This is a genomic window from Chitinimonas koreensis (assembly GCF_014353015.1).
GTDB classification, from domain to species: domain Bacteria; phylum Pseudomonadota; class Gammaproteobacteria; order Burkholderiales; family Chitinimonadaceae; genus Chitinimonas; species Chitinimonas koreensis.
This window is the reverse complement of sequence record NZ_CP060704.1, coordinates 2781725-2801339: the sequence shown is the minus strand read 5'-3', so window position 1 is coordinate 2801339 and position 19615 is coordinate 2781725. Positions and strand designations below refer to the sequence as shown.

14 protein-coding genes and 2 pseudogenes are annotated in these 19615 nt (G+C 69.0%); 15 read left to right on the top strand and 1 reads right to left on the bottom strand.

Annotation, left to right across the window (positions count from 1 at the left end):
* The first annotated feature begins 21 nt into the window (after positions 1-21).
* The 15 genes and pseudogenes from H9L41_RS11680 to H9L41_RS11615 all read left to right on the top strand — a co-directional run bounded on the left by H9L41_RS11680 (position 22) and on the right by H9L41_RS11615 (position 17881).
* Positions 22-1038: an aldo/keto reductase gene (locus H9L41_RS11680; RefSeq protein ID WP_034607464.1), complete on the top strand. Its 1017-nt coding sequence runs from the start codon at positions 22-24 to the stop codon at positions 1036-1038.
* Between the two features lie 7 nt (positions 1039-1045).
* Positions 1046-2076, top strand: a pseudogene (locus H9L41_RS11675) (amidohydrolase family protein).
* Between the two features lie 72 nt (positions 2077-2148).
* Positions 2149-2478, top strand: coding sequence for an L-rhamnose mutarotase (locus H9L41_RS11670; RefSeq protein WP_028447126.1), 330 nt, complete (start codon positions 2149-2151; stop codon positions 2476-2478).
* A 117-nt stretch (positions 2479-2595) separates the two neighbouring features.
* Positions 2596-3471: a fumarylacetoacetate hydrolase family protein gene (locus H9L41_RS11665; protein WP_308419650.1), complete on the top strand. Its 876-nt coding sequence runs from the start codon at positions 2596-2598 to the stop codon at positions 3469-3471.
* 10 nt (positions 3472-3481) lie between these two features.
* The gene (locus H9L41_RS11660; RefSeq protein WP_051319222.1) at positions 3482-5053 is read left to right on the top strand and encodes a sugar ABC transporter ATP-binding protein; all 1572 of its coding nucleotides are present in this window, start codon (positions 3482-3484) and stop codon (positions 5051-5053) included.
* A gap of 165 nt (positions 5054-5218) precedes the next feature.
* On the top strand, positions 5219-6142 hold the full coding sequence (locus H9L41_RS11655) for an ABC transporter permease (protein ID WP_308419649.1): 924 nt from the start codon (positions 5219-5221) through the stop codon (positions 6140-6142).
* 178 nt (positions 6143-6320) lie between these two features.
* Complete coding sequence (locus H9L41_RS11650; RefSeq protein WP_034607467.1) at positions 6321-7253, top strand: ABC transporter substrate-binding protein; 933 nt, start codon at positions 6321-6323, stop codon at positions 7251-7253.
* Positions 7254-7729: 476 nt separating this feature from the next.
* Positions 7730-10648: a polysaccharide lyase family 8 super-sandwich domain-containing protein gene (locus H9L41_RS11645; RefSeq protein WP_028447130.1), complete on the top strand. Its 2919-nt coding sequence runs from the start codon at positions 7730-7732 to the stop codon at positions 10646-10648.
* A gap of 271 nt (positions 10649-10919) precedes the next feature.
* Positions 10920-11938: pseudogene (locus H9L41_RS24705) on the top strand (hypothetical protein); the annotation flags it as partial.
* Between the two features lie 66 nt (positions 11939-12004).
* A complete protein-coding gene (locus H9L41_RS11635) occupies positions 12005-13861 on the top strand; it encodes a polysaccharide lyase family 8 super-sandwich domain-containing protein (protein ID WP_265584044.1) in 1857 nt (618 codons plus the stop codon).
* A gap of 256 nt (positions 13862-14117) precedes the next feature.
* Complete coding sequence (locus tag H9L41_RS11630) at positions 14118-15368, top strand: ABC transporter substrate-binding protein (protein WP_028447131.1); 1251 nt, start codon at positions 14118-14120, stop codon at positions 15366-15368.
* Between the two features lie 234 nt (positions 15369-15602).
* Positions 15603-15959, top strand: coding sequence for a carbohydrate ABC transporter permease (locus tag H9L41_RS24700; protein WP_265584017.1), 357 nt, complete (start codon positions 15603-15605; stop codon positions 15957-15959).
* Positions 15953-16516 carry a carbohydrate ABC transporter permease gene (locus H9L41_RS24695; protein WP_265584016.1) on the top strand — a complete coding sequence of 188 codons (564 nt, stop codon included), beginning with the start codon at positions 15953-15955 and terminating at the stop codon, positions 16514-16516. The genes H9L41_RS24700 and H9L41_RS24695 overlap by 7 nt, the downstream gene beginning before the upstream one ends.
* A gap of 10 nt (positions 16517-16526) precedes the next feature.
* Positions 16527-16679, top strand: coding sequence for a hypothetical protein (locus tag H9L41_RS11620; protein WP_157462054.1), 153 nt, complete (start codon positions 16527-16529; stop codon positions 16677-16679).
* Complete coding sequence (locus H9L41_RS11615) at positions 16676-17881, top strand: carbohydrate ABC transporter permease (protein ID WP_187523851.1); 1206 nt, start codon at positions 16676-16678, stop codon at positions 17879-17881. The genes H9L41_RS11620 and H9L41_RS11615 overlap by 4 nt, the downstream gene beginning before the upstream one ends.
* Here the strand turns inward: H9L41_RS11615 and H9L41_RS11610 are convergent.
* Positions 17767-19524: a glycoside hydrolase family 35 protein gene (locus H9L41_RS11610; protein WP_028447134.1), complete on the bottom strand. Its 1758-nt coding sequence runs from the start codon at positions 19522-19524 to the stop codon at positions 17767-17769. The genes H9L41_RS11615 and H9L41_RS11610 overlap by 115 nt on opposite strands.
* Between the last annotated feature and the right edge of the window lie 91 nt (positions 19525-19615).

The window sequence follows — 19615 nt, the reverse complement described above, 5'->3', positions numbered from 1 at the left end:
CATCGGATTCGACAGACGACCATGAAATCCACCGACACCCGCCCATTGGGCAAGAGCGGCCTCGATATCGGGGTGTTCGGCCTCGGCTGCGCGCCGCTGGCCGGCCTCTACCGCGCCACCTCCGACGCCGAGGCCGAGGCCGCGCTGCGCGGCGCCTGGGACGCCGGCGTGCGCTACTTCGACACCGCGCCGTACTACGGCCATACCCGTTCCGAGCATCGCGTCGGCCAGGCATTGCGCGACTACCCGCGCGGGGACTTCGTGCTGTCGACCAAGGTCGGCCGGCTGATGAAGCCGGCGCCGGCGGCGAAGGAAGCGAACGGCTGGGTCGATCCGCTGCCGTTCGCGCCGGTCTACGACTACCGCCACGACGCCATCCTGCGCTCGTTCGAGGACAGCCAGCAGCGGCTGGGCATGGACCGCATCGACATCCTGCTGGTGCACGACATCGGCCGGCTCACCCACGGCGCGCTGCACGACCGCTACTGGCGCCAGCTCACCGACGGCGGCGGCTTCAGGGCGCTCGACGAATTGCGCAGCTCGGGCCAGGTCAAGGCGGTCGGCCTCGGCGTCAACGAGTGGGAAGCGGTGTGGGACGCGATGCGCGAGTTCGACCTCGACTGCACGCTGCTGGCCGGCCGCTACACGCTGCTGGAGCAGCAGACGCTGTCGCCCTTGCTCGAGGCCTGCGTGGCCCGCGGCGTCGGCATCCTGCTCGGCGGGCCGTTCAATTCCGGCATCCTGGCCGGCGGCGTCAAGGGCAACCGCAAGTTCAACTACGCCGAGGCGCCGGCCGAGGTGATCGAGCGCGTGGCGGCGCTGGAGGCGGTCTGCGCGCAGTTCGACGTGCCGCTGCCGGCCGCCGCGCTGCAGTTCCCGCTGGCCCATCCGGCGGTCGCCAGCTGCCTGCCCGGCGGCCGCAGCGCGGCCCAGCTGCGGCAGAACATCGACTGGTTCGAGCGGCCGATCCCGGCCGCCTTCTGGCAGGCGCTGCGCGCGCAGGGCCTGCTCGATCCGGCTGCGCCGGTGCCGGCCTGAGGCTGCCATGCTGCGCATCGACGCCCATCAGCATTGCTGGCAGCTCGGCCGCGCCGACTACGGCTGGCCGACGCCGGAGATACCGGCGCTGTACCGCGATTTCGGCCCGGCCGAGCTGGCGCCGCTGCTGCGCGCGCACGGCGTGGCCGGCACGGTGCTGGTGCAGGTGCGGCCGGCGGCGGACGAGAACGACTACCTGCTCGGGCTGGCCGATGCGCACGACTTCATCCTCGGCGTGGTCGGCTGGGTCGACCTCGAGTCGCCCCGGGCGCCGGCCGAGATCGCGCGGCTGGCGCGCCATCCCAAGTTCAAGGGCGTGCGGCCGATGCTGCAAGGCCTGGCCGACCCCGCCTGGATCGCCGACCCGGCGCTCGATCCGGCCGCCGCCGCGCTGATCGAGCACGGGCTGACGTTCGACGCGCTGGTGCGGCCGAACCACCTGCCGCACCTGCTGCGCTTCGCCCGCCGCCATCGCCGCCTGCCGGTGGTGATCGACCATGCCGCCAAGCCGGCCGCTGCTGCCGCCCGGCGGCGGACTGGCGCCAGGGCATGGCCGCGCTGGCGGCGCTGCCCAATGTGCACTGCAAGCTGTCGGGCCTGGCGACCGAGGCCGGGCCGGGCTGGCGCGGCGCGCCGCTGCAGGCCTACCTCGCCTGCCTGCTCGGCTGGTTCGGGCCCGAGCGGCTGATGTGGGGCAGCGACTGGCCGGTGCTGAACGAGGTGGCCGACTACGCCGCCTGGTGCGCGGCGACCGAGGCGCTGCTGGCCGGCCGCACCGGCGTGGACGGCATCCGGGCGCCAATGCGGCGGCGTTCTACCGGCTGGCGGTCGAATAGGGACGGGGCCGTAGGAGCGGCTTTAGCCGCGAATGGTTGGGGGAACTGGGGGATTTGCTGGAGCGATGGACGAAAAGATGCACCGCGGAGGACGCCGAGGACACGGAGGAAGGTCCGCTCGCACAGGGCTGTATATCGGGGCGAGCAACTGCTCTACCGATCAGTCTGCCTTTCTCCGCGTCCTCGGCGTCCTCTGCGGTGAAAGTCCCTTGGTTGCGCTTCTCGCTGCCGCTTGACGGAGATGACAGTCTCTACAGGTAGGAAGGAAACATCGATGCAACGGATGGGCATGGTGATCGGCATCCGGCCGGAGCACATCGCCGAATACAAGCGGCTGCACGCGGCGGTCTGGCCCGAGATCCTGGCCTGCCTCGCGGCGGCCAAGGTCCGCAACTACAGCATCTTCCTGCGCGAGCCGGAGAACCTGCTGTTCGGTTACTGGGAGTACCACGGCGACGATTTCGCCGCCGACATGCGCAGGATCGCCGAACGCGAGGCCACCCGCCGCTGGTGGGCGCTGTGCGGGCCGTGCCAGGCGCCGCTTGAGAGCCGCGCCGAGGGCGAGCACTGGGCGCCGATGGAACGGGTGTTCCACATGGATTGAACGCATCGGCGCCGATGCGCCCTCCGTAGGAGCGGCTTCAGCCGCGAAAGCGCCGGTGGCATCTCCACCATTCGCGGCTGAAGCCGCTCCTACAAGAGCATGCGGCGCCGACCGATTTTGAAACTGGATACAGAGAGTCCCCATGAAACTGCTCCGCTACGGCCCCGCCGGCTCCGAGAAGGCCGGCATCCTCGATCGCGACGGCCGGGTCCGCGACCTCTCGATGCTGCTGCCCGACCTGGCCCGGCCCAGCTCGCGCCGCGCACGCTGGCCGCGCTGGCCGCGCTCGACGTCGAACGGCTGCCCCTGGCCGAGCCCGGCGCGCGCATCGGCTGCCCGCTGGCCGGCATCGGCAAGATCGTCTGCGTCGGCCTCAACTACGCCGACCACGCCGCCGAATCGGGCATGCCGATCCCGCCCGAGCCGGTGCTGTTCATGAAGGCGACCAGCTCGATCATCGGCCCGGACGACCAGGTGGTGATCCCGCGCGACTCGGTCAAGACCGACTGGGAGGTGGAGCTCGGCGTGGTGATCGGCCGCACCGCGCGCTACGTCGAGGAGGCCGAAGCGCTCGACCACGTGGCCGGCTACGTGGTGGTCAACGACATCTCCGAACGCGAGTTCCAGCTCGAGCGCGCCGGCCAGTGGGACAAGGGCAAGGGCTGCGACACCTTCTCGCCGATCGGCCCCTGGCTGGTGACCCGCGACGAGGTGCCGGACCCGCATGCGCTGCCGCTGTGGCTCGAGGTGAACGGCCGCCGGGTGCAGGACAGCAATACCGACCAGATCGTGTTCCGCATCGAACAGCTGGTGTCCTACATCAGCCGCTTCATGACGCTGAACCCCGGCGACGTGATCAGCACCGGCACGCCGCCCGGCGTCGGCCTGGGGCAGAAGCCCGAGCCGTGGTACCTGCGCGCCGGCGACACGATGCGCGTCGGCATTGCCGGCCTGGGCGAACAGCGCCAGACCTGCGTCGAGTGGACCCGTTGAGCCGCGCGCCATGAAGCTCGCTGCCATCCCGTCCGCCTTGCCGTCCGCCGTCCGGTCCGGCGAACCGGTGCTCTCGCTGCACGGCGTGACCAAGCGCTTCCCCGGCGTGCTGGCGCTCGACGGCGTCGACTTCGCGCTGCGGCGCGGCGAGGTGCATGCCGTCTGCGGCGAGAACGGCGCCGGCAAGTCGACGCTGATGAAGGTGATGAGCGGGCTGTACCAGCCCGACGCCGGCCGCATCGTCCACCGCGGCGCCGAGCGCCGCTTCGGCTCGACGCTGGATGCCCAGCGCGCCGGCATCGCGATGATCCACCAGGAGCTGAACCTGGTGCCGCGGCTGTCGGTGGCCGAGAACCTGTTCCTGGCGCGCGAACCGCGCCGCGCCGGTTTCATCGACCGGGCGAAGCTGCGTCGCGACGCCCGGCACTGGCTCGACCGGCTCGGCCTCGCGCTGCGGCCCGAACAGCTGGTGGCCACGCTGTCGGTGGCGCAGCAGCAGATGGTCGAGATCGGCAAGGCGCTGTCGCTCGACGCCGAGGTGCTGATCATGGACGAGCCGACCTCGTCGCTGACCGAGTCCGAGACCGAGCGCCTGTTCGCGCTGATCCACGCGCTGCGCCGGGACGGCGTCGGCATCGTCTACATCTCGCACCGGCTCGACGAGATGGCCCGCATCGTCGACCGCGTCACCGTGCTGCGCGACGGCCGCCGCGTCGCCAGCGACGATTTCGCCGCCACCTCGGTCGACCGCATCGTCGCGGCGATGGTCGGCCGGCCCCTGCAGGACCACTTTCCGCCGCGCCGCTCGGTGCCGACCGCCGAGGTGCTGCTGTCGGTCGAGGGTCTGCGCCGCGCGCCGGACTTCGGGCCGGTCGACTTCGAATTGCGGCGCGGCGAGATCCTCGGCTTCGCCGGCCTGATGGGCGCCGGCCGCAGCGAGGTCGCCCGGGCGGTGTTCGGCGCCGACCGCCGCGACGCCGGCACGGTGAAGCTGGCCGGCAAGCCGTTGCGCATCGCGTCGCCGGTCGACGCCATCGCGGCCGGGCTCGCCTACCTGTCGGAAGACCGCAAGGCCGACGGGCTGTCGATCAAGCTGCCGGTCGCCCACAACGTCACCCAGGCGCGCATGGGCGCGGTGTCCGGCCGGCTCGGCTTCATCCGCGCGAACGAGGAGCTGGCGGTGGCGCAGCGCTACATCGACGTGCTCGGCATCAAGACGCCGTCGCCGCTCCAGGTGGCCAGGCTGTTGTCGGGCGGCAACCAGCAGAAGGTGGCGATCGCCAAGTGGCTGTTCCGCGAGTCGCGGGTGATCTTCTTCGACGAGCCCACCCGCGGCATCGACGTCGGCGCCAAGTTCGCCATCTACCAGCTGATGGACCAACTGGCGGCGCAGGGCATCGGCGTGGTGCTGATCAGCTCGGAGCTGCCCGAGATTCTCGGCCTGACCGACCGCGTCGCGGTGTTCCACGAGGGCCGCATCGCCGCGACGCTCGCGACGCGCGACACCAGCCAGGAAGAAATCATGCAGTACGCCTCGGGCCGCCGCGCCGCGCCGCCGCCGTCCGGGCCGCACGCCCCGTAGGAGCGGCTTCAGCCGCGAAAGCGACGGTGGCATGACCACCATTCGCGGCTGAAGCCGCTCCTACAGAACCTCAATCGCTTCACACGACCCGAACCCGACCATGCTCACGCCCGACAAAAAGACCTGATCCAGAAATTCGCCGCGCTGGCGAGCCTGCTGCTGCTGGTGCTGGTGTTCTCGCTGACCAGCGACGCCTTCTTCAGCGTCGGCAACGGCATGACGGTGGCGCTGCAGGTGACCTCGATCGGCTTCCTCGGCATCGGCGCCACCTGCGTGATCATCACCGGCGGCATCGACCTGTCGGTCGGCTCGGTGCTGGCGCTGTCGGGCGTGGCGGCCGCGCTGCTGGTCAAGGAAGCCGGCTGGGCGGTGCCGCCGGCCATGCTCGGCGGCGTGCTGGTCGGCGCGCTGTGCGGCCTGGTCAACGGCCTGTGCGTGACCCGGCTCAGGCTGCCGCCCTTCATCGCCACGCTCGGCATGATGCTGGTGGCGCGCGGGGTGGCGCTGCAGCTGACCGGCGCGCGCGCCGTATCGGGCCTGGGCGAGGACTTCGCCGCGCTGGGCAACGGCGCGCTGGGCCGGGTGGTCGAGATCGACGCGATGGGCTTTCCCGACGTGATCTTCCCCGGCATTCCCTACCCGGTGCTGCTGATGATCGTGCTGGCGGTCGGCGTCTCGCTGCTGCTGACCCGCACCGTGCTCGGCCGCCACCTCTACGCGGTCGGCTCCAATGCCGAGGCGGCCCGGCTGTCGGGCGTGCGCGTCGACGGCGTCACCACCTTCGCCTACCTGCTGTCCGGCGCCCTGGCCGGCCTGGCCGGCTGCGTGCTGATGTCGCGGCTGGTGACGGCCCAGCCCAACGAGGGTGTGATGTACGAGCTCGACGCGATCGCCGCCGCAGTGATCGGCGGCACCTCGCTGATCGGCGGCGTCGGCACCATCTCCGGCACGCTGATCGGCGCCTTCGTGATCGGCATCCTGCGCAACGGCCTGAACATGAACGGCGTATCGGCCTTCACCCAGCAGATCGTGATCGGGCTGGTGATCCTGTTCACGGTCTGGATCGACCAGGTGCGCAACCGGCGCTAGGGCGCTGCATCCGTAGGAGCGGCTTCAGCCGCGAATGCATTGCGTATTGATCAACTGTTCGCGGCTGAAGCCGCTCTTGCGGTGATCGGTTGATGTAGGTCGGGCGTAAAGCCCGACCTACATCAACCAGGCAGCGAACGACGGCCTACCGGAATTCCACCCACAAGGAGACAACACCATGAAACCCACGATCCGCGGCCTGCTGGCCGTCCTGCTGGCCACCGGCCTCGCCCAGGCCGGCGAAATCGCGGTGATCGTCAAGACCACCAATTCGACCTTCTGGCAAAACGTGCAGAAGGGCGCCAACGACGGCATCAAGGCGGTCAAGGGCCATACCCTGAGCTTCCAGGGCCCGGCCAGCGAATCGGCCATCGCCGACCAGGTCGGCCTGGTCGAGAACGCGGTCAACCGCAAGGTGGCCGGCATCGTGCTCGCGCCGTCCGACCCGGACGCGCTGATCCCGGCGATCAAGAAGGCCTGGGAGGCGCGCATCCCGGTGGTGCTGATCGATTCGCTGGTGTCCGACTCCGGCCGCAGCTACTACCAGTCCTTCCTCGCCACCGACAACCGGCTGGCCGGCGAGCTGTGCGCCAAGGCGCTGATCGCGAAGATCGGCACCGAGGGCAAGGTCGCCATCATGTCCTACGTCGCCGGCGCCGGTTCCGAGCTCGGCCGGGTAGGGGGCTTCAAGCGCTATCTGGAGAAGAACTCGAAGATCAGGATCGTCGGCCCGTTCTACTCGCAGTCGCAGATGGCCACCGCGCTGAACCAGACCACCGACGTGCTGGCCTCCAATCCCGATCTCAAGGGCATCTTCGGCGCCAACGAGCCGACCGCGGTCGGCATGGGCCGCGCGCTGGTGCAGTCGGGCAAGGCCGGCAAGGTGGCGGCGATCGGCTTCGACGGCAACGCCGACCTGCAGGGCTTCGTCCGCGACGGCACGCTCGACGGCACCGCGGTGCAGGGTTCCTACCAGATGGGCGAGCTCGGCGTGAAGACGGTGGCGGCCATCCTGGCCGGCCAGAAGGTCGCCCGGCAGCTCGACACCGGCGTGGTGCTGGTCACCAAGGCCAACATCGACCAGCCCGAGGCCAAGCGCGTGCTGTATTGATCCCACCGGCCCGCGCCGTGCGCGCGGGGGCGTCCGTTTCCTTCCGCCGCCGCCCTCCTGCCCAGCCGGGCAGGGCGCCGGGGGAACAGCTTCAGCCGCGAATGTCTCGAGCGATCGAGGCCTTCGCGGCTGAAGCCGTTTCCGAATCCCATTTCCGATGGCCGGGTTTTCGTGTTTTCCGACGCTCGGGGAAGCATTGGAAACGTTTTCAATCCTTAATGGCGAGAAGCGGTGCCGTGAGCCGCGCCCGCAGCCGACGGCAGCGGGATCCGATCGACCCTGGATGGTGCCGGCCAAGGCCGGCGGGAAAGGAGCACCGCCGCGACCGAACCGCGTCACCCATTGATCCGCCTGGCGCGGCGCGATGGCGAGCAGCAGCACCGCCGGCTCCGGCCGGCAGACGTCCCGCGACAGGACCGGCATCAGACCGGCCGCGCGTGGGCAGCGTGCAGTACCTCAAACACGGAGACTTCATCATGCAAAACCTCAACGCCCGTTCCTGGCGGGCCCTGTTGCATCTGTCGGGCCTGCTGTTCGCCCTGCTGCTGGCGCCGCCGGCACTGGCCGACGAATACGACGACCTGCGCGCCCGCTGGCTGGCCCAGCTCACCGGCGGCCCCGGCCTCGATACGTCCGATCCCGACATCGCCGCGCGCCTGCTGGTCATCAACGATACCGCTCAGGGCTACTGGAGCACGCTGCGCAAGGACGCCGGCCGGCCCGCGCTGTGGGACGACCTGTACCCGTGGGTCGACTCGGGCGACACCATCACCGCCCACTACAACCGGCTCAAGTCGATGGCGCTGGCCTACGCCACCCCCGGCACCGCGCTGTACGGCAATGCCGCGCTGGCGGCCGACATCGTCGGCGGGCTCGACTGGCTGTACGCCAACAAGTACAACCTGAGCACGCCGGTGGCCAGCAACCTGACCTGGTGGAACGCCGAGATCGGCTCGCCGATCGCGCTCGACGACATCATGGTGCTGATGTACGGCCAGCTCAGCGCCACCCAGCGCGCCAACTGGATCGCGGTGATCGACCGCTTCGTGCCCGATCCGAGCCTGCGCGAGGGCAATGCGGCCGCCGTCGAGACCGGCGCCAACCTGCTCGACAAGGTGCTGGTGGTGGCCTTGCGCGGCGTGCTCGGCAAGTCGTCGGCCAAGATCGCGCAGGCCCGCGACGAGATGGCTCCGGCCTTCCCCTACGTGACCGGCGGCGACGGCTTCTACGCCGACGGCTCGCTGGTGCAGCACAGCCGGGTCGCCTACGTCGGCTCCTACGGCGCCATCCTGCTGTCGGACGCCACCGCGCTGTTCTACCTGCTCAACGGTTCGAGCTGGGCCTTCAGCGACCCCAACGCCGCCAACGTCTACCGCTGGGCGACCGAGACCTTCCAGCCCTTCATGTACAACGGCGCCCAGTTCGATGCGGTGCGCGGCCGCGCGCTGGCCCGCCACAACTCGACCGACCACACCGCCGGCCGCGGCATCGTCGCCAACTTCGCCCGCCTGGCCAAGGGCGCGCCGGCCGACAAGGCGGCGCTGCTCAACGGCATCGCCAAGGGCTGGATGCAGCGCGACACCAGCTTCGCCAACTACTTCGACAGCGTGGGCCTGGCCGACATCGTCAACCTCAAGGCCATCGCCGCCGACAGCGGCGTCGTGGCGGCGCCGGAGCCAGTCGACACCCACATGTTCGCCGGCATGGACCGGCCGCTGCACCGCGCCGCCGGCTTCGTGTTCGGCCTGGGCCTGTCGTCGCCGCGCATCCAGGCCTTCGAGTACGGCAACGGCGAGAACACCCGCGGCTGGTGGACCGGCCTGGGCATGACCTATCTCTACAATGCCGACCAGACCCAGTACAGCGACGGCTACTGGCCGACGGTGAACAGCTACCGGCTGCCGGGCACCACCACCGACGGCTCGAGCGGCACGCTGGTCAACTTCAAGTACTACCCGAACACCCAGACCTGGGTCGGCGGCGCCACCGTCGGCGCCAACGGGGCCTTCGGCATGCAGTTCGACACCGTCCAGGTCACCGGTACGGCGCTCAAGGGCAAGAAGTCGTGGTTCACCGTCGGCGACCGCATCGTCGCGCTCGGCTCCAACATCGCCACCACCGACGGCCGCGCGGTCGAGACCATCGTCGACAACCGCAAGCTCAATGCCGCCGGCGACAACGCGCTCACCGTCAATGGCAGCGCCAAGTCCAGCTCGGTCGGCTGGAGCGAGAGCATGGCCGGCGTGCAGTGGGCCCACCTGGCCGGCAACGTGGCCGGATCGGACATCGGCTACTTCTTCCCCGGCACGGCCAGCATCGACGGCCTGCGCGAAAGCCGCAGCGGCTACTGGAGCGACATCAACACGCTCAACTACCCGCTGGGCAACCCGCAGCAGACCAACCGCTTCCTGAGCCTCGCGTTCAAGCACGGCACCAACCCGACCGCCGGCAGCTACGCCTACGTGATCCTGCCCAACCGCACGGCGGCGCAGACGGCCGCCTATGCCGCCGCGCCGACGGTGAAGGTGATGGAGAACTCGGCCGATGCGCACGCCATCCTCGATACCAGCGGCGGGGTCAAGGTGGTTGGTGTCAATTTCTGGAACGACGCCAGCAAGACGGTCTACGACAACGGCTATCGCTACGTCAGCAGCAACCGGAAGGCCGCGGTCAGCTTCGTCGAGGCGAACGGCGAGCTCGAAGTCGGCGTGGCCGATCCGACCCAGCTCAACACCGGCAGCATCCAGGTCGAGATCTTCCGCGTCGCCGGCGAGGCGCTGTCGGTCGATCCGGGCGTCACCGTCGACCAGCTCACGCCGACCATCAAGCTGACCATCGCCGTCAACGCCTCGGCCGGCAAGACCTTCCGCGCCCGCTTCAAGCTGGCCAAGCTGGCCTACCTGACGGTGGCGGCCGATGCCTACGTGCGCAGCGGCAGCTATGCCAACACCAACTTCGGCAGCACCGCGGTCTCGGAGGTGAAGAAGGAGGCCGCGGGCTACGATCGCCAGACCCTGCTGCGCTTCGATCTCAGCTCGATCGTCGGCACCATCGTCAATGCCAAGGTGCGGCTGTCGCCGATCTACAAGGGCACGGCGAGCGGCATCGTCCATCAGGCCTACCTGGTGCCGACCGACAGCTGGGGCGAGACCACGGTCAGCTGGAACAACAAGCCGGCGACCTCGACGCTGCTGGCGAGCTGGACCGTACCCGACCTCAACGCCTGGACCGAGTTCGACGCCACCGCGGCGGTGCAGGCGGCGGCCGGCAGCGACGAGCTGGTCAGCTTCCTGATCGATTCCGCCGCCAATTACGGCGGCGAGGGCTGGGTGCAGTACCCGGCGCGCGAGCACACCGTCACGACCAAGCCGACGCTGGCCGTGACCTACTACTGAGCAGGACAGGGCGGGCGCGCAGCGGCCCGCCGAATGCCTCCGCAGCAGCGGCGTCTACCGCGAACGGCCGTCCGCGCCGTTCGCGGCTGAGGTCGCTTTTCGGGAGCCAGACCCTCGCCGCCGTCACGCCGTCGCCTCCTCGCATGGCCGTTCCATTGAGCTTCAGGCCCGGGCAAAGCGTCGTCCTGACGGACGGGAGTACATCCAAAATATTTCCGGGAATTCGTGCGCCCGCCACGAGGCGCAGCCAGACCCATATGGAGACGACCTCATGCACCATCCTGCCGCACGCCGCCTGCGTTCCCTGCTGCCGTTCTGCTGCACCTTCGCGCTGCTGGCGCCCGCCGCATGGGCCGACGAATACGACAGCCTGCGCGAGAAATGGCTGACTCGGCTCACCGGCGGCAGCGCCGCCAATACCGCCGATCCCGACATCGCGGCGCAGCTCGCCACCATCGCCAGCAATGCCCAGGCCAACTGGAGCGGCATGAACACCGCCGCCGGCCGCACCTACCTTTGGAGCGATCTGGCCAGCACCACCAATTCCAGCCACGTCACCGGCAGCTACACCCGCCTCAACGCAATGGCGCTGGCCTATTCGACCTCCGGCTCCTCGCTGTACGGCAACGCCGCGCTGGCGGCCGACATCGTGGCCGGCCTCGACTGGCTCTACGCCAACCGCTACAACCCTCGGTCACCTATTACAACAACTGGTGGGACTGGCATATCGGCACGCCGCAGTCGCTGGTCGACACCATGACGCTGATGTACGGCCAGCTCAGTCCGACCCAGATCGCCAACTACCTGGCGGCGATCGACAAGTTCGTGCCCAACCCGATCCAGCGTCTCAACCCCAACGGCACGGTGCAGACCACCGAGACCGGCGCCAACCTGCTCGACAAGGCCTGGCCGGTGCTGATGCGCGGCGTGCTCGGCAAGTCGCCGTCCAAGCTCGTGCAGGGCCGCGACGCGGTCGGCGGCGCCTTGCCCTACGTCACCAGCGGCGACGGCTTCTACCTCGACGGCTCCTTCATCCAGCACGGCGCGGTGCCCTACCTCGGCGGCTATGGCGGCGCGGTGCTGAGCGACGTGGGCAAGCTGACCTACCTGCTGGCCGGCTCGAGCTGGGCCTTCACCGATCCCAACATTTCCAACGTCTATGCTTGGGCACGCGATGCCTATATCCCGGCCATCTACGACGGCGCGATGCTCGACTCACTACTGGGCCGTGGCGCGAGCCGCCAGTTCACGACCGGCCATAACGTCGGCCGCGGCAACGCGGTGGGGCTGAACTTCCTGGCCCAAGGCGCGCCGGCGGCCGATGCGCTGGCGATCCGCCGCGCGGTCAAGGGCTGGATGCAGCGCGACACCACTTTCGGCAGCAGCTACTACGCCCCGGTGGCGACCGCCGTGCCCGGCGTCTACGCCGGCATCGGCCTCTACGATCTGGCGCTGCTCAAGGCGCTGGCGGCCGACAACGCGGTAAGCGCCGCCGCCGAGCCGGTCAAGACCCATGTGTTTGCAAGCCAGGACCGCGTGGTGCAGCGCGAGGCCGGTTTCGCCTACGACATCGCGATGTTCTCCAAGCGGATCTCGAGCTTCGAGTACGGCAACGGCGAGAACATCAAGGGCTGGTGGACCGGCATGGGCACCGGCTGGCTCTACGACGCCGACCAGACCCAGTACATGAACGGCTACTGGGCCACGGTCGACATGAGCCGCTTGCCCGGCACCACCACCGACCGCAGCGGCAGCGGCACGCCGGTGCCGTGGAAGGACTACGAGAACGTCAACGACTACGCCGGCGGCGCCGAGCTCGACGGCCGCTACGCCGCGGTCGGCCTCGACTTCGCCGCCTCGGGCGTCACCGGCAGCAGCCTGCAGGCCAAGAAGAGCTGGTTCCTGTTCGGCGACAAGATCGTCCAGGCCGGCTCGGGCATCCGCAGCACCGACGGCGTCAACGTCGAGACCATCATCGAGAACCGCAAGCTCAATGCGTCCGGCAACAACCTGCTGACCGTCAACGGCGTGGCCAAGCCGACCACGCTGGGCTGGAGCGAGGCGATGCCGTCGGTGCAGTGGGCCCACCTGGCCGGCAGCGTGCCGGGTGCGGACATCGGCTACTGGTTCCCCTATGCGCCGACCGTCTACGGCCTGCGCGAGACGCGCAGCGGCATCTGGTCGCAGATCAACGCCGGCAATACTGCCGACACGGTCAGCAACCACTTCCTCAGCCTGGCCAGCTACCAGGGCGTCAGCCCCGCGACCGGGGCCTACAGCCAGGTGATCCTGCCCGGCCGCAGCGCGGCGCAGACGGCGGCCTTCGCGGCGAACCCGACGGTGGAGATCCTCGAGCGTTCGTCCGCTGCCACCGCGGCGCGCGAGACCGCGCTGGGCCTGGTCGGCGCCAACTTCTGGCAGAACGCCGCCAAGACCGTCAACGTCGGCGGGACGGCCTACCTGAGCAGCGACCGCAAGGCCTCGGTGCTGACGCGCGAAAGCGGCAACGACCTGGCGGTCAGCGTGGCCGACCCGACCCAGACCCAGACCGGCGCGATCAATATCGAGATCAACCGCGCCGCGGTCGCCGCGGTGGCGGCCGATGCCGGCGTCACCGTGCAGCAGCTGAGCCCGACCATCAAGCTGGCCGTCGACGTCGCCGGTTCGGCCGGCAAGTCCTACGTCGCGCGCTTCAAGTACGGCAGCACGGCCAGCCTCGGCGCGGTGGCCGATGCCTACGTGCGCGACGGGACCTACGCCAACACCAACTACGGCCAGACCGCCACGCTGACGATCAAGAACGACGGGGTCGGCTATGCGCGGCGCGCCTTCCTCAAGTTCGACCTCGGCGCGATCGCCGGCACTATCGTCAGCGCCAGGCTGGTGCTGGCGCCGAGCTCGGTCGGCCAGACCACGGCGATGACCCACAACGCCTACCTGGCGAGCAGCGACAGCTGGGGCGAGACCACGCTGTCGTGGAACAACGCGCCGGCGGTCGGCAGCCTGCTCGGCAGCTGGAGCGTGCCGGCGGTGGGCAGTACGGCCCAGATCGACGTCACCAACCAGGCCGCCGCCGCGCTGGCCGGCGACAAGCTGCTGTCGATCCGCGTCGAAGCCGCCGCCAACTACGGCGCCAACGGCTGGGTCGAGTACGCCGCGCGCGAGAACGGCGTGACGACCGCCCAGCCCAAGCTGGTGGTGACCTACTACTGACGGGCGGCGCGGCCCGCTTCGCAATCCGCCACGGCCGGTAAACCCGGCCGTGGCTTTTTCATGGCCGTAAGCATCGTGAAAGCCGACAAGCTCACCAGAAGGGAATACCATTACAATGCCATTGGCTATGCTGATTGAATAAATCGCCAGAATGGCCTGCCTTCCCGGCTTGAACTGGACTTGTCGATCATGGGTGGGCAGGGCGGCGATGCCACCGGAACAAGAACTATCAATCCCAGGAGCGAGGAACCGACCCATGCAAATCAGACATCCGATCCGTGCCACCCTCGTCGCCGCGCTGCTGGCCTGCGGCCTGGCCCAGGCCGGCAACCTGACCATCGAATCGTGGCGCGTCGACGACAAGACGCTGTGGGAGGAAGTGCTGATCCCGGCCTTCAACAAGCGCCATCCCGATATCAAGGTCAAGTTCGCGCCGACCGCGCCGACCGAATACGACTCCTCGCTGACCGCGCGGCTGACCGGCGGCACCGCCGGCGACCTGATCACGCTGCGTCCGTTCGACAAGTCGCTCGACCTCTACAAGAAGGGCCAGCTCGACAGCCTGAACGGCAAGCCGGGCCTGGAGAACTTCCCGGCCTCGGCCAAGGTGGCCTGGCAGACCGACGACGGCAAGACGGTGTTCGGCCTGCCGATGGCCTCGGTGATCCACGGCGTGTTCTACAACCGCAAGCTGTTCCAGCAGCTCGGCCTGCAGGCGCCGGCCACCGCCGAAGAATTCTTCAAGGTGGCCGAGGCGGTGAAGAAGGCCGGCAAGACGCCGGTCGCGCTCGGCACCGCCGACCAGTGGGAAACCAGCCAGATCGTGTTCACCGGCCTCGGCGCACCGTACTGGAAGGGCGAGGAGGGCCGCCGCGCGCTGATCGCCGGCACGGCGCGCTTCACCGATCCGCAATTCGTCGCCGCCTTCGATTTCGCAAGCCGGCTCGCGCCCTACCTGGCCCGCGGCTACCAGGCGCAGACCTACGGCGACAGCCAGATCCTGTTCTCGTCGGGCCGCGCCGCCATGGTGCCGGCCGGTTCCTGGGACATCGCCTACTACCGCCAGAACGCCACCTTCGACATCGGCGCGTTCCCGCCGCCGGTGCCGCGCGCCGGCGACAAGTGCTACATCTCCGACCACACCGACATCGGCATGGGCGTGAACAGCAAGTCGAAGAACAAGGCCGACGCTTACGCCTTCATCCAGTGGCTCGGTTCGGCCGAATTCGCCGACCTGTACACCAACAAGGTCACCGGTTTCTTCTCGCTGTCGAACCACCCGATCACCGTGCAGGACCCGCTGGCCAAGCAGATGCTCGACTGGCGCAAGCGCTGCGCCTCCACCATCCGTCTCAATGCGCAGATCCTCAATCGCGGCGAGCCGAACATGGAAAACGAGCTGTGGAACGTCAACGCCCAGGTCATCAACGGCAAGCTGGCGCCGAAGGATGCGGCGGCGCGCATCCAGGCCGGCTTCGCGAAATGGTACAAGCCGGCCAAGCCTTGAGCCGGCGATGACCCGCGTAGGAGCGGCTTCAGCCGCGAAGGGTGGAGGCTTCGCACTGTTCGCGGCTGAAGCCGCTCCTACGGATTTGGCTGCCGATACCGCGGCGTAGATTGGGCTTTAGCCCGACGGCATCCTCGGCCGGGATCGCAGTCGGGCATAAAGCCCGACCTACGGGGACGATGCTCGACCCGCCTGGCCGGCCCGTGGGCCCGGCGCTTTCCACAGGAGTTGCGCATGAAACGCCACACCACCTGGCACCTGGTCGTCTTCCTGGCGCCGGCCTGCCTGATCTACACCGCCTTCAGCGCCTATCCGCTGCTCGATACGCTGCGGCAGGGCTTCTACGCCACCTCCGACAGCGGCCAGCAATCGTGGGCCGGCCTCGCCAACTACCTGAAGCTGCTGACCGACCCGCAGTGGTCCGACGGCTTCTGGAACGCGATGGCCAACAACCTGAAGTTCTTCCTGATCCACCTGTGCGTGCAGAACCCGATCGGCCTGATGCTGGCCGCACTGCTGTCGCTCAAGGGCGTGAAGGCGGGGCGGCCTACCGGACCGCGCTGTTCCTGCCGACCCTGCTGTCGGTGGTGATCGTCGGCTTCACCTGGCAGCTGATCCTGTCGCCGCTGTGGGGCGTGGCCGAGTCGCTGCTGGGCCGGGTGGGCCTGGCCGAGCAGTTCGCGCCGTGGCTGGGGCAGGAGGAGACCGCGCTGCTCACGCTGGCGCTGATCTCGGTCTGGCAGTTCGTCGGCATCCCGCTGATGCTGATCTATGCCGCGCTGATCGCGATTCCCGAGGACATCGTCGAAGCCGCGACGATGGAGGGCGCCTCGGCCTGGCGCATCTTCTGGACCATCAAGCTGCCGCTGATCCTGCCCACGCTGGGCCTGGTCACCATCCTGACCTTCGTCGGCAACTTCAACGCCTTCGACCTGGTGTATTCGGTCAAGGGCGCGATCGCCGGGCCGAACTTCAGCACCGACCTGCTCGGCACCTATTTCTACCGCACCTTCTTCGGCTACCAGAGCCAGGTCGGCAGCCCGACCATGGGCGCGGCGGTGGCGACCGCGATGTTCCTGGTGATCCTGGCCGGCGTCGGCGTCTACACCTTCGCCGTCCAGCGCCGCCTGCAGCGGCATGCGTTCTAGGAGGCGGTCCATGAACTCGAACAAGCCGGCGGGCAGGAATGCCTTTGTAGGAGCGGCTTCAGCCGCGAATCGTCGGGTGTGCCACGACCATTCGCGGCTGACGCCGCTCCTGCGGATCGGCATGGCGCGCGCATACCCCATCGATCCGGAGAACCGGCCATGAGCAAACCGATCGGCCGCTTCGGCGCCGCCGCCTTCACCCACCTGATCCTGGCCGGCTACACGCTGCTCGCGCTGTTCCCGCTCGGCCTGATCCTGATCAACGCCTTCAAGCGCCGCGACGCGATCTTCGACGATCCGCTGGCCTTGCCGACCGGCGAGACCTTCTCGCTGATCGGCTTCCACAAGGTGCTCGACAAGTCGCCCTTCCTGCATTTCTTCGGCAACAGTCTGACGGTCACGCTGGCCTCGCTGGCGCTGATCCTGCTGTTCGGCGCGATGGCGGCCTGGGCGCTGGCCGAGTACCGCTTCCGCGGCAACCGCTGGCTGGCGCTCTACCTCGCCTTCGGCATCATGGTGCCGATCCGGCTCGGCACGGTGTCCATCCTCGAGCTGGCGGTGAAGCTGGACCTGGTCAACACCCTGACCATCCTGGTGCTGGTCTACGTGGCGCAGGGCCTGCCGCTGGCGATCCTGATCCTCGGCGAGTTCATCCGGCAGATCCCGCAGGAACTCAAGGACGCCGCCCGCTGCGATGGCGCCGGCGAATTCCGCATCTTCTTCCAGATCGTGCTGCCGCTGATCCGGCCTGCCGTGGCTACCGTGGTGGTGTTCACCATGGTGCCGATCTGGAACGACCTGTGGTTCCCGCTGATCCTGGCGCCGGGCGAGGCGACTCAGACCGTCACGCTCGGCGTGCAGCAGTTCATCGGCCAGTACACCACCGACTGGAACGCGGTGCTGGCCGCGCTCTCGCTGGCGGTGCTGCCGGTGCTGCTGCTTTATGTGTTCGCTTCGCGGCAGCTGATTCGGGGATTACGGCGGGAGCGGTCAAGTGAGCTGGGATGCGGTGTGCGGTGTGAGGAGCGGCTTGACGATCCAGCCGCGCGCCAACCACCGCGCCAGCGGGCGGGCCGCCGCGGTCGGCACGCCCGGCTGCGCGAAGTGGACCACCTAGGCCAGCCATTCCGCCGCCATGCAGCGCTTGAAGCGGCGGTCGTCGCGCTGCAGGAAGGACGCCATCCCGAGCACGAAGGCCAGCTGGCCGGCGCACCGGGCCGGACTCAGCCGGTCGACCGCCGCGGCCTGGCTCATTTCGCCTTGGGGCGCTGCGCGCTGAAGCGCACCTGGCACTCGCCGCGCGGATGCAGTTCGAGCACCGTCAGTTCGTTGAGGCCGGGCTTGAGCAGCGGCGCCGGCACGTAGAGCGCGGTCTGCGGCCCGCGTTCCCAGTAGCGGCCGAGGTTGAAACCGTTGAGCCAGGCCACGCCCTTGTGCCCGCTGGGCAGCGAGAGGAAGGCGTCGCCGGGCCGCTCGACCTCGAAGCGGCCGCGGTAGAAGGTCGGCCCGCTCGGCGCGGCGGTGGTCTGGATGAAGGCGAGCCGCGACAGGTCGTCGAGCGGCAGCGGGTAGCTCTGCCAGTGGTGCAGCAGGGTATGGGTGCCGAGCCGGACCTGGCCGAGGATGCCCTTGCGGTCGTGCAGCTTGGGTCCGTAGTTCACCCGACCCAGGTTCTCGACCAGGATGTCGAGCGTCACCGGGCGGGACGGCAGCGTCAGCGCGAGCGACAGCGGCTGGTCGCGCTCGAGCGTGCCGATCTCGACGCCGTCGACGAAGACCTGGGCGCGGTCGTGCAGCTGCTCCAGGTGCAGCGTGGTCGGGCCGGCCGGGTGGTTGAGCTGGGTGCGGTAGAGCACGAAGCCGTAGTTCTGGCCCAGGCTTTCCATGCTGCGCGGCACCGGCGTCGACTGCGGTATCGATAACCGGGACAGCGAAGCGAACAGCGGCTGCGATTCGGGCAGCACCAGGGTGCCGGTCTCGAAGCGCGGCACCGGCGGCGGCAGTCGCAGCGGCGGCAGCTCGACGTACTTGCCGATCACTTCGCGGAAGGCGTGGTACTTGGCGGTCGGCAGGCCGTCCTCGGACAGCGGCGCATCGTAGTCGTAGCTGCCCACGGTCGGCTGGTAGGCGCCGGTCTCGAGGTCGGTGTTGGCGCCGTTCATGAAGCCGAAGCTGGTGCCGCCATGGAACATGAAGACATTGACCGAGGCGCCGGCCGCCAGCACCTCGTCGAGCGCCTGGGCGGCGTCCGCCGCGCCGCGCAGGTGCTGCTGCTCGCCCCAGTGGTCGAACCAGCCGCACCAGAATTCCATGCACATCAGCGGGCCGGCCGGCTGGTATTCGCGCAGCTTGGCGAATTCGCCGGCGGCGCGCGAGCCGAAGTTGGCGGTCTTGAGCACGTGCGGCACGCTGCCGTGGGTCAGCATGAAGTCGAGCGCGCCGTCCGAAGTGAACAGCAGGGTCTCGACGCCGCGCTCGCGCAGCGCCTGCTCGAGCCAGACCAGGTAGGCCTTGTCGCTGCCGTAGCTGCCGTATTCGTTTTCGACCTGCATGGCCAGGATCGGCCCGCCGTGCTGCACCTGCAGCGGCAGCAGCAGCGGCAGCAGCGCATCGAAGAAGCGCTCGACCGCGTCGAGGTAGGGCCGGTAGCTGCAGCGCAGCGCCATGTCCGGGTCGGCCAGCAGCCAGGCCGGCAGGCCGCCGAACTCCCACTCGGCGCAGATATAGGGGCCGGGCCGCACGATGACGTGCAGGCCGAGCGATTCGGCCAGCCGCACGAAGGCGACCAGGTCCAGGCCGCCGGAGAAGTCGAACTCGCCGGGGCGCGGTTCGTGCAGGTTCCAGGCGACGTAGGTCTCGACGCAGTTGAGGCCGAGCGCGCGCAGCTTGAGCAGGCGGTCTTCCCACTGCTCGGGCAGCACGCGGAAGTAGTGCAGGGCACCGGACAGCAGGCGGTGCGGCCGGCCGTCGAGGTGGAAGTCGTTGCCGACGACGGTGAAGGTGGACATGGCAAAGGTCTCGGGTGGAGTTCGGGTTTGGGGAAAGGACAGGGTGGATGGATCGAGCCGGCGGGCGGTGCGCTATCGTTACCTCATCGGT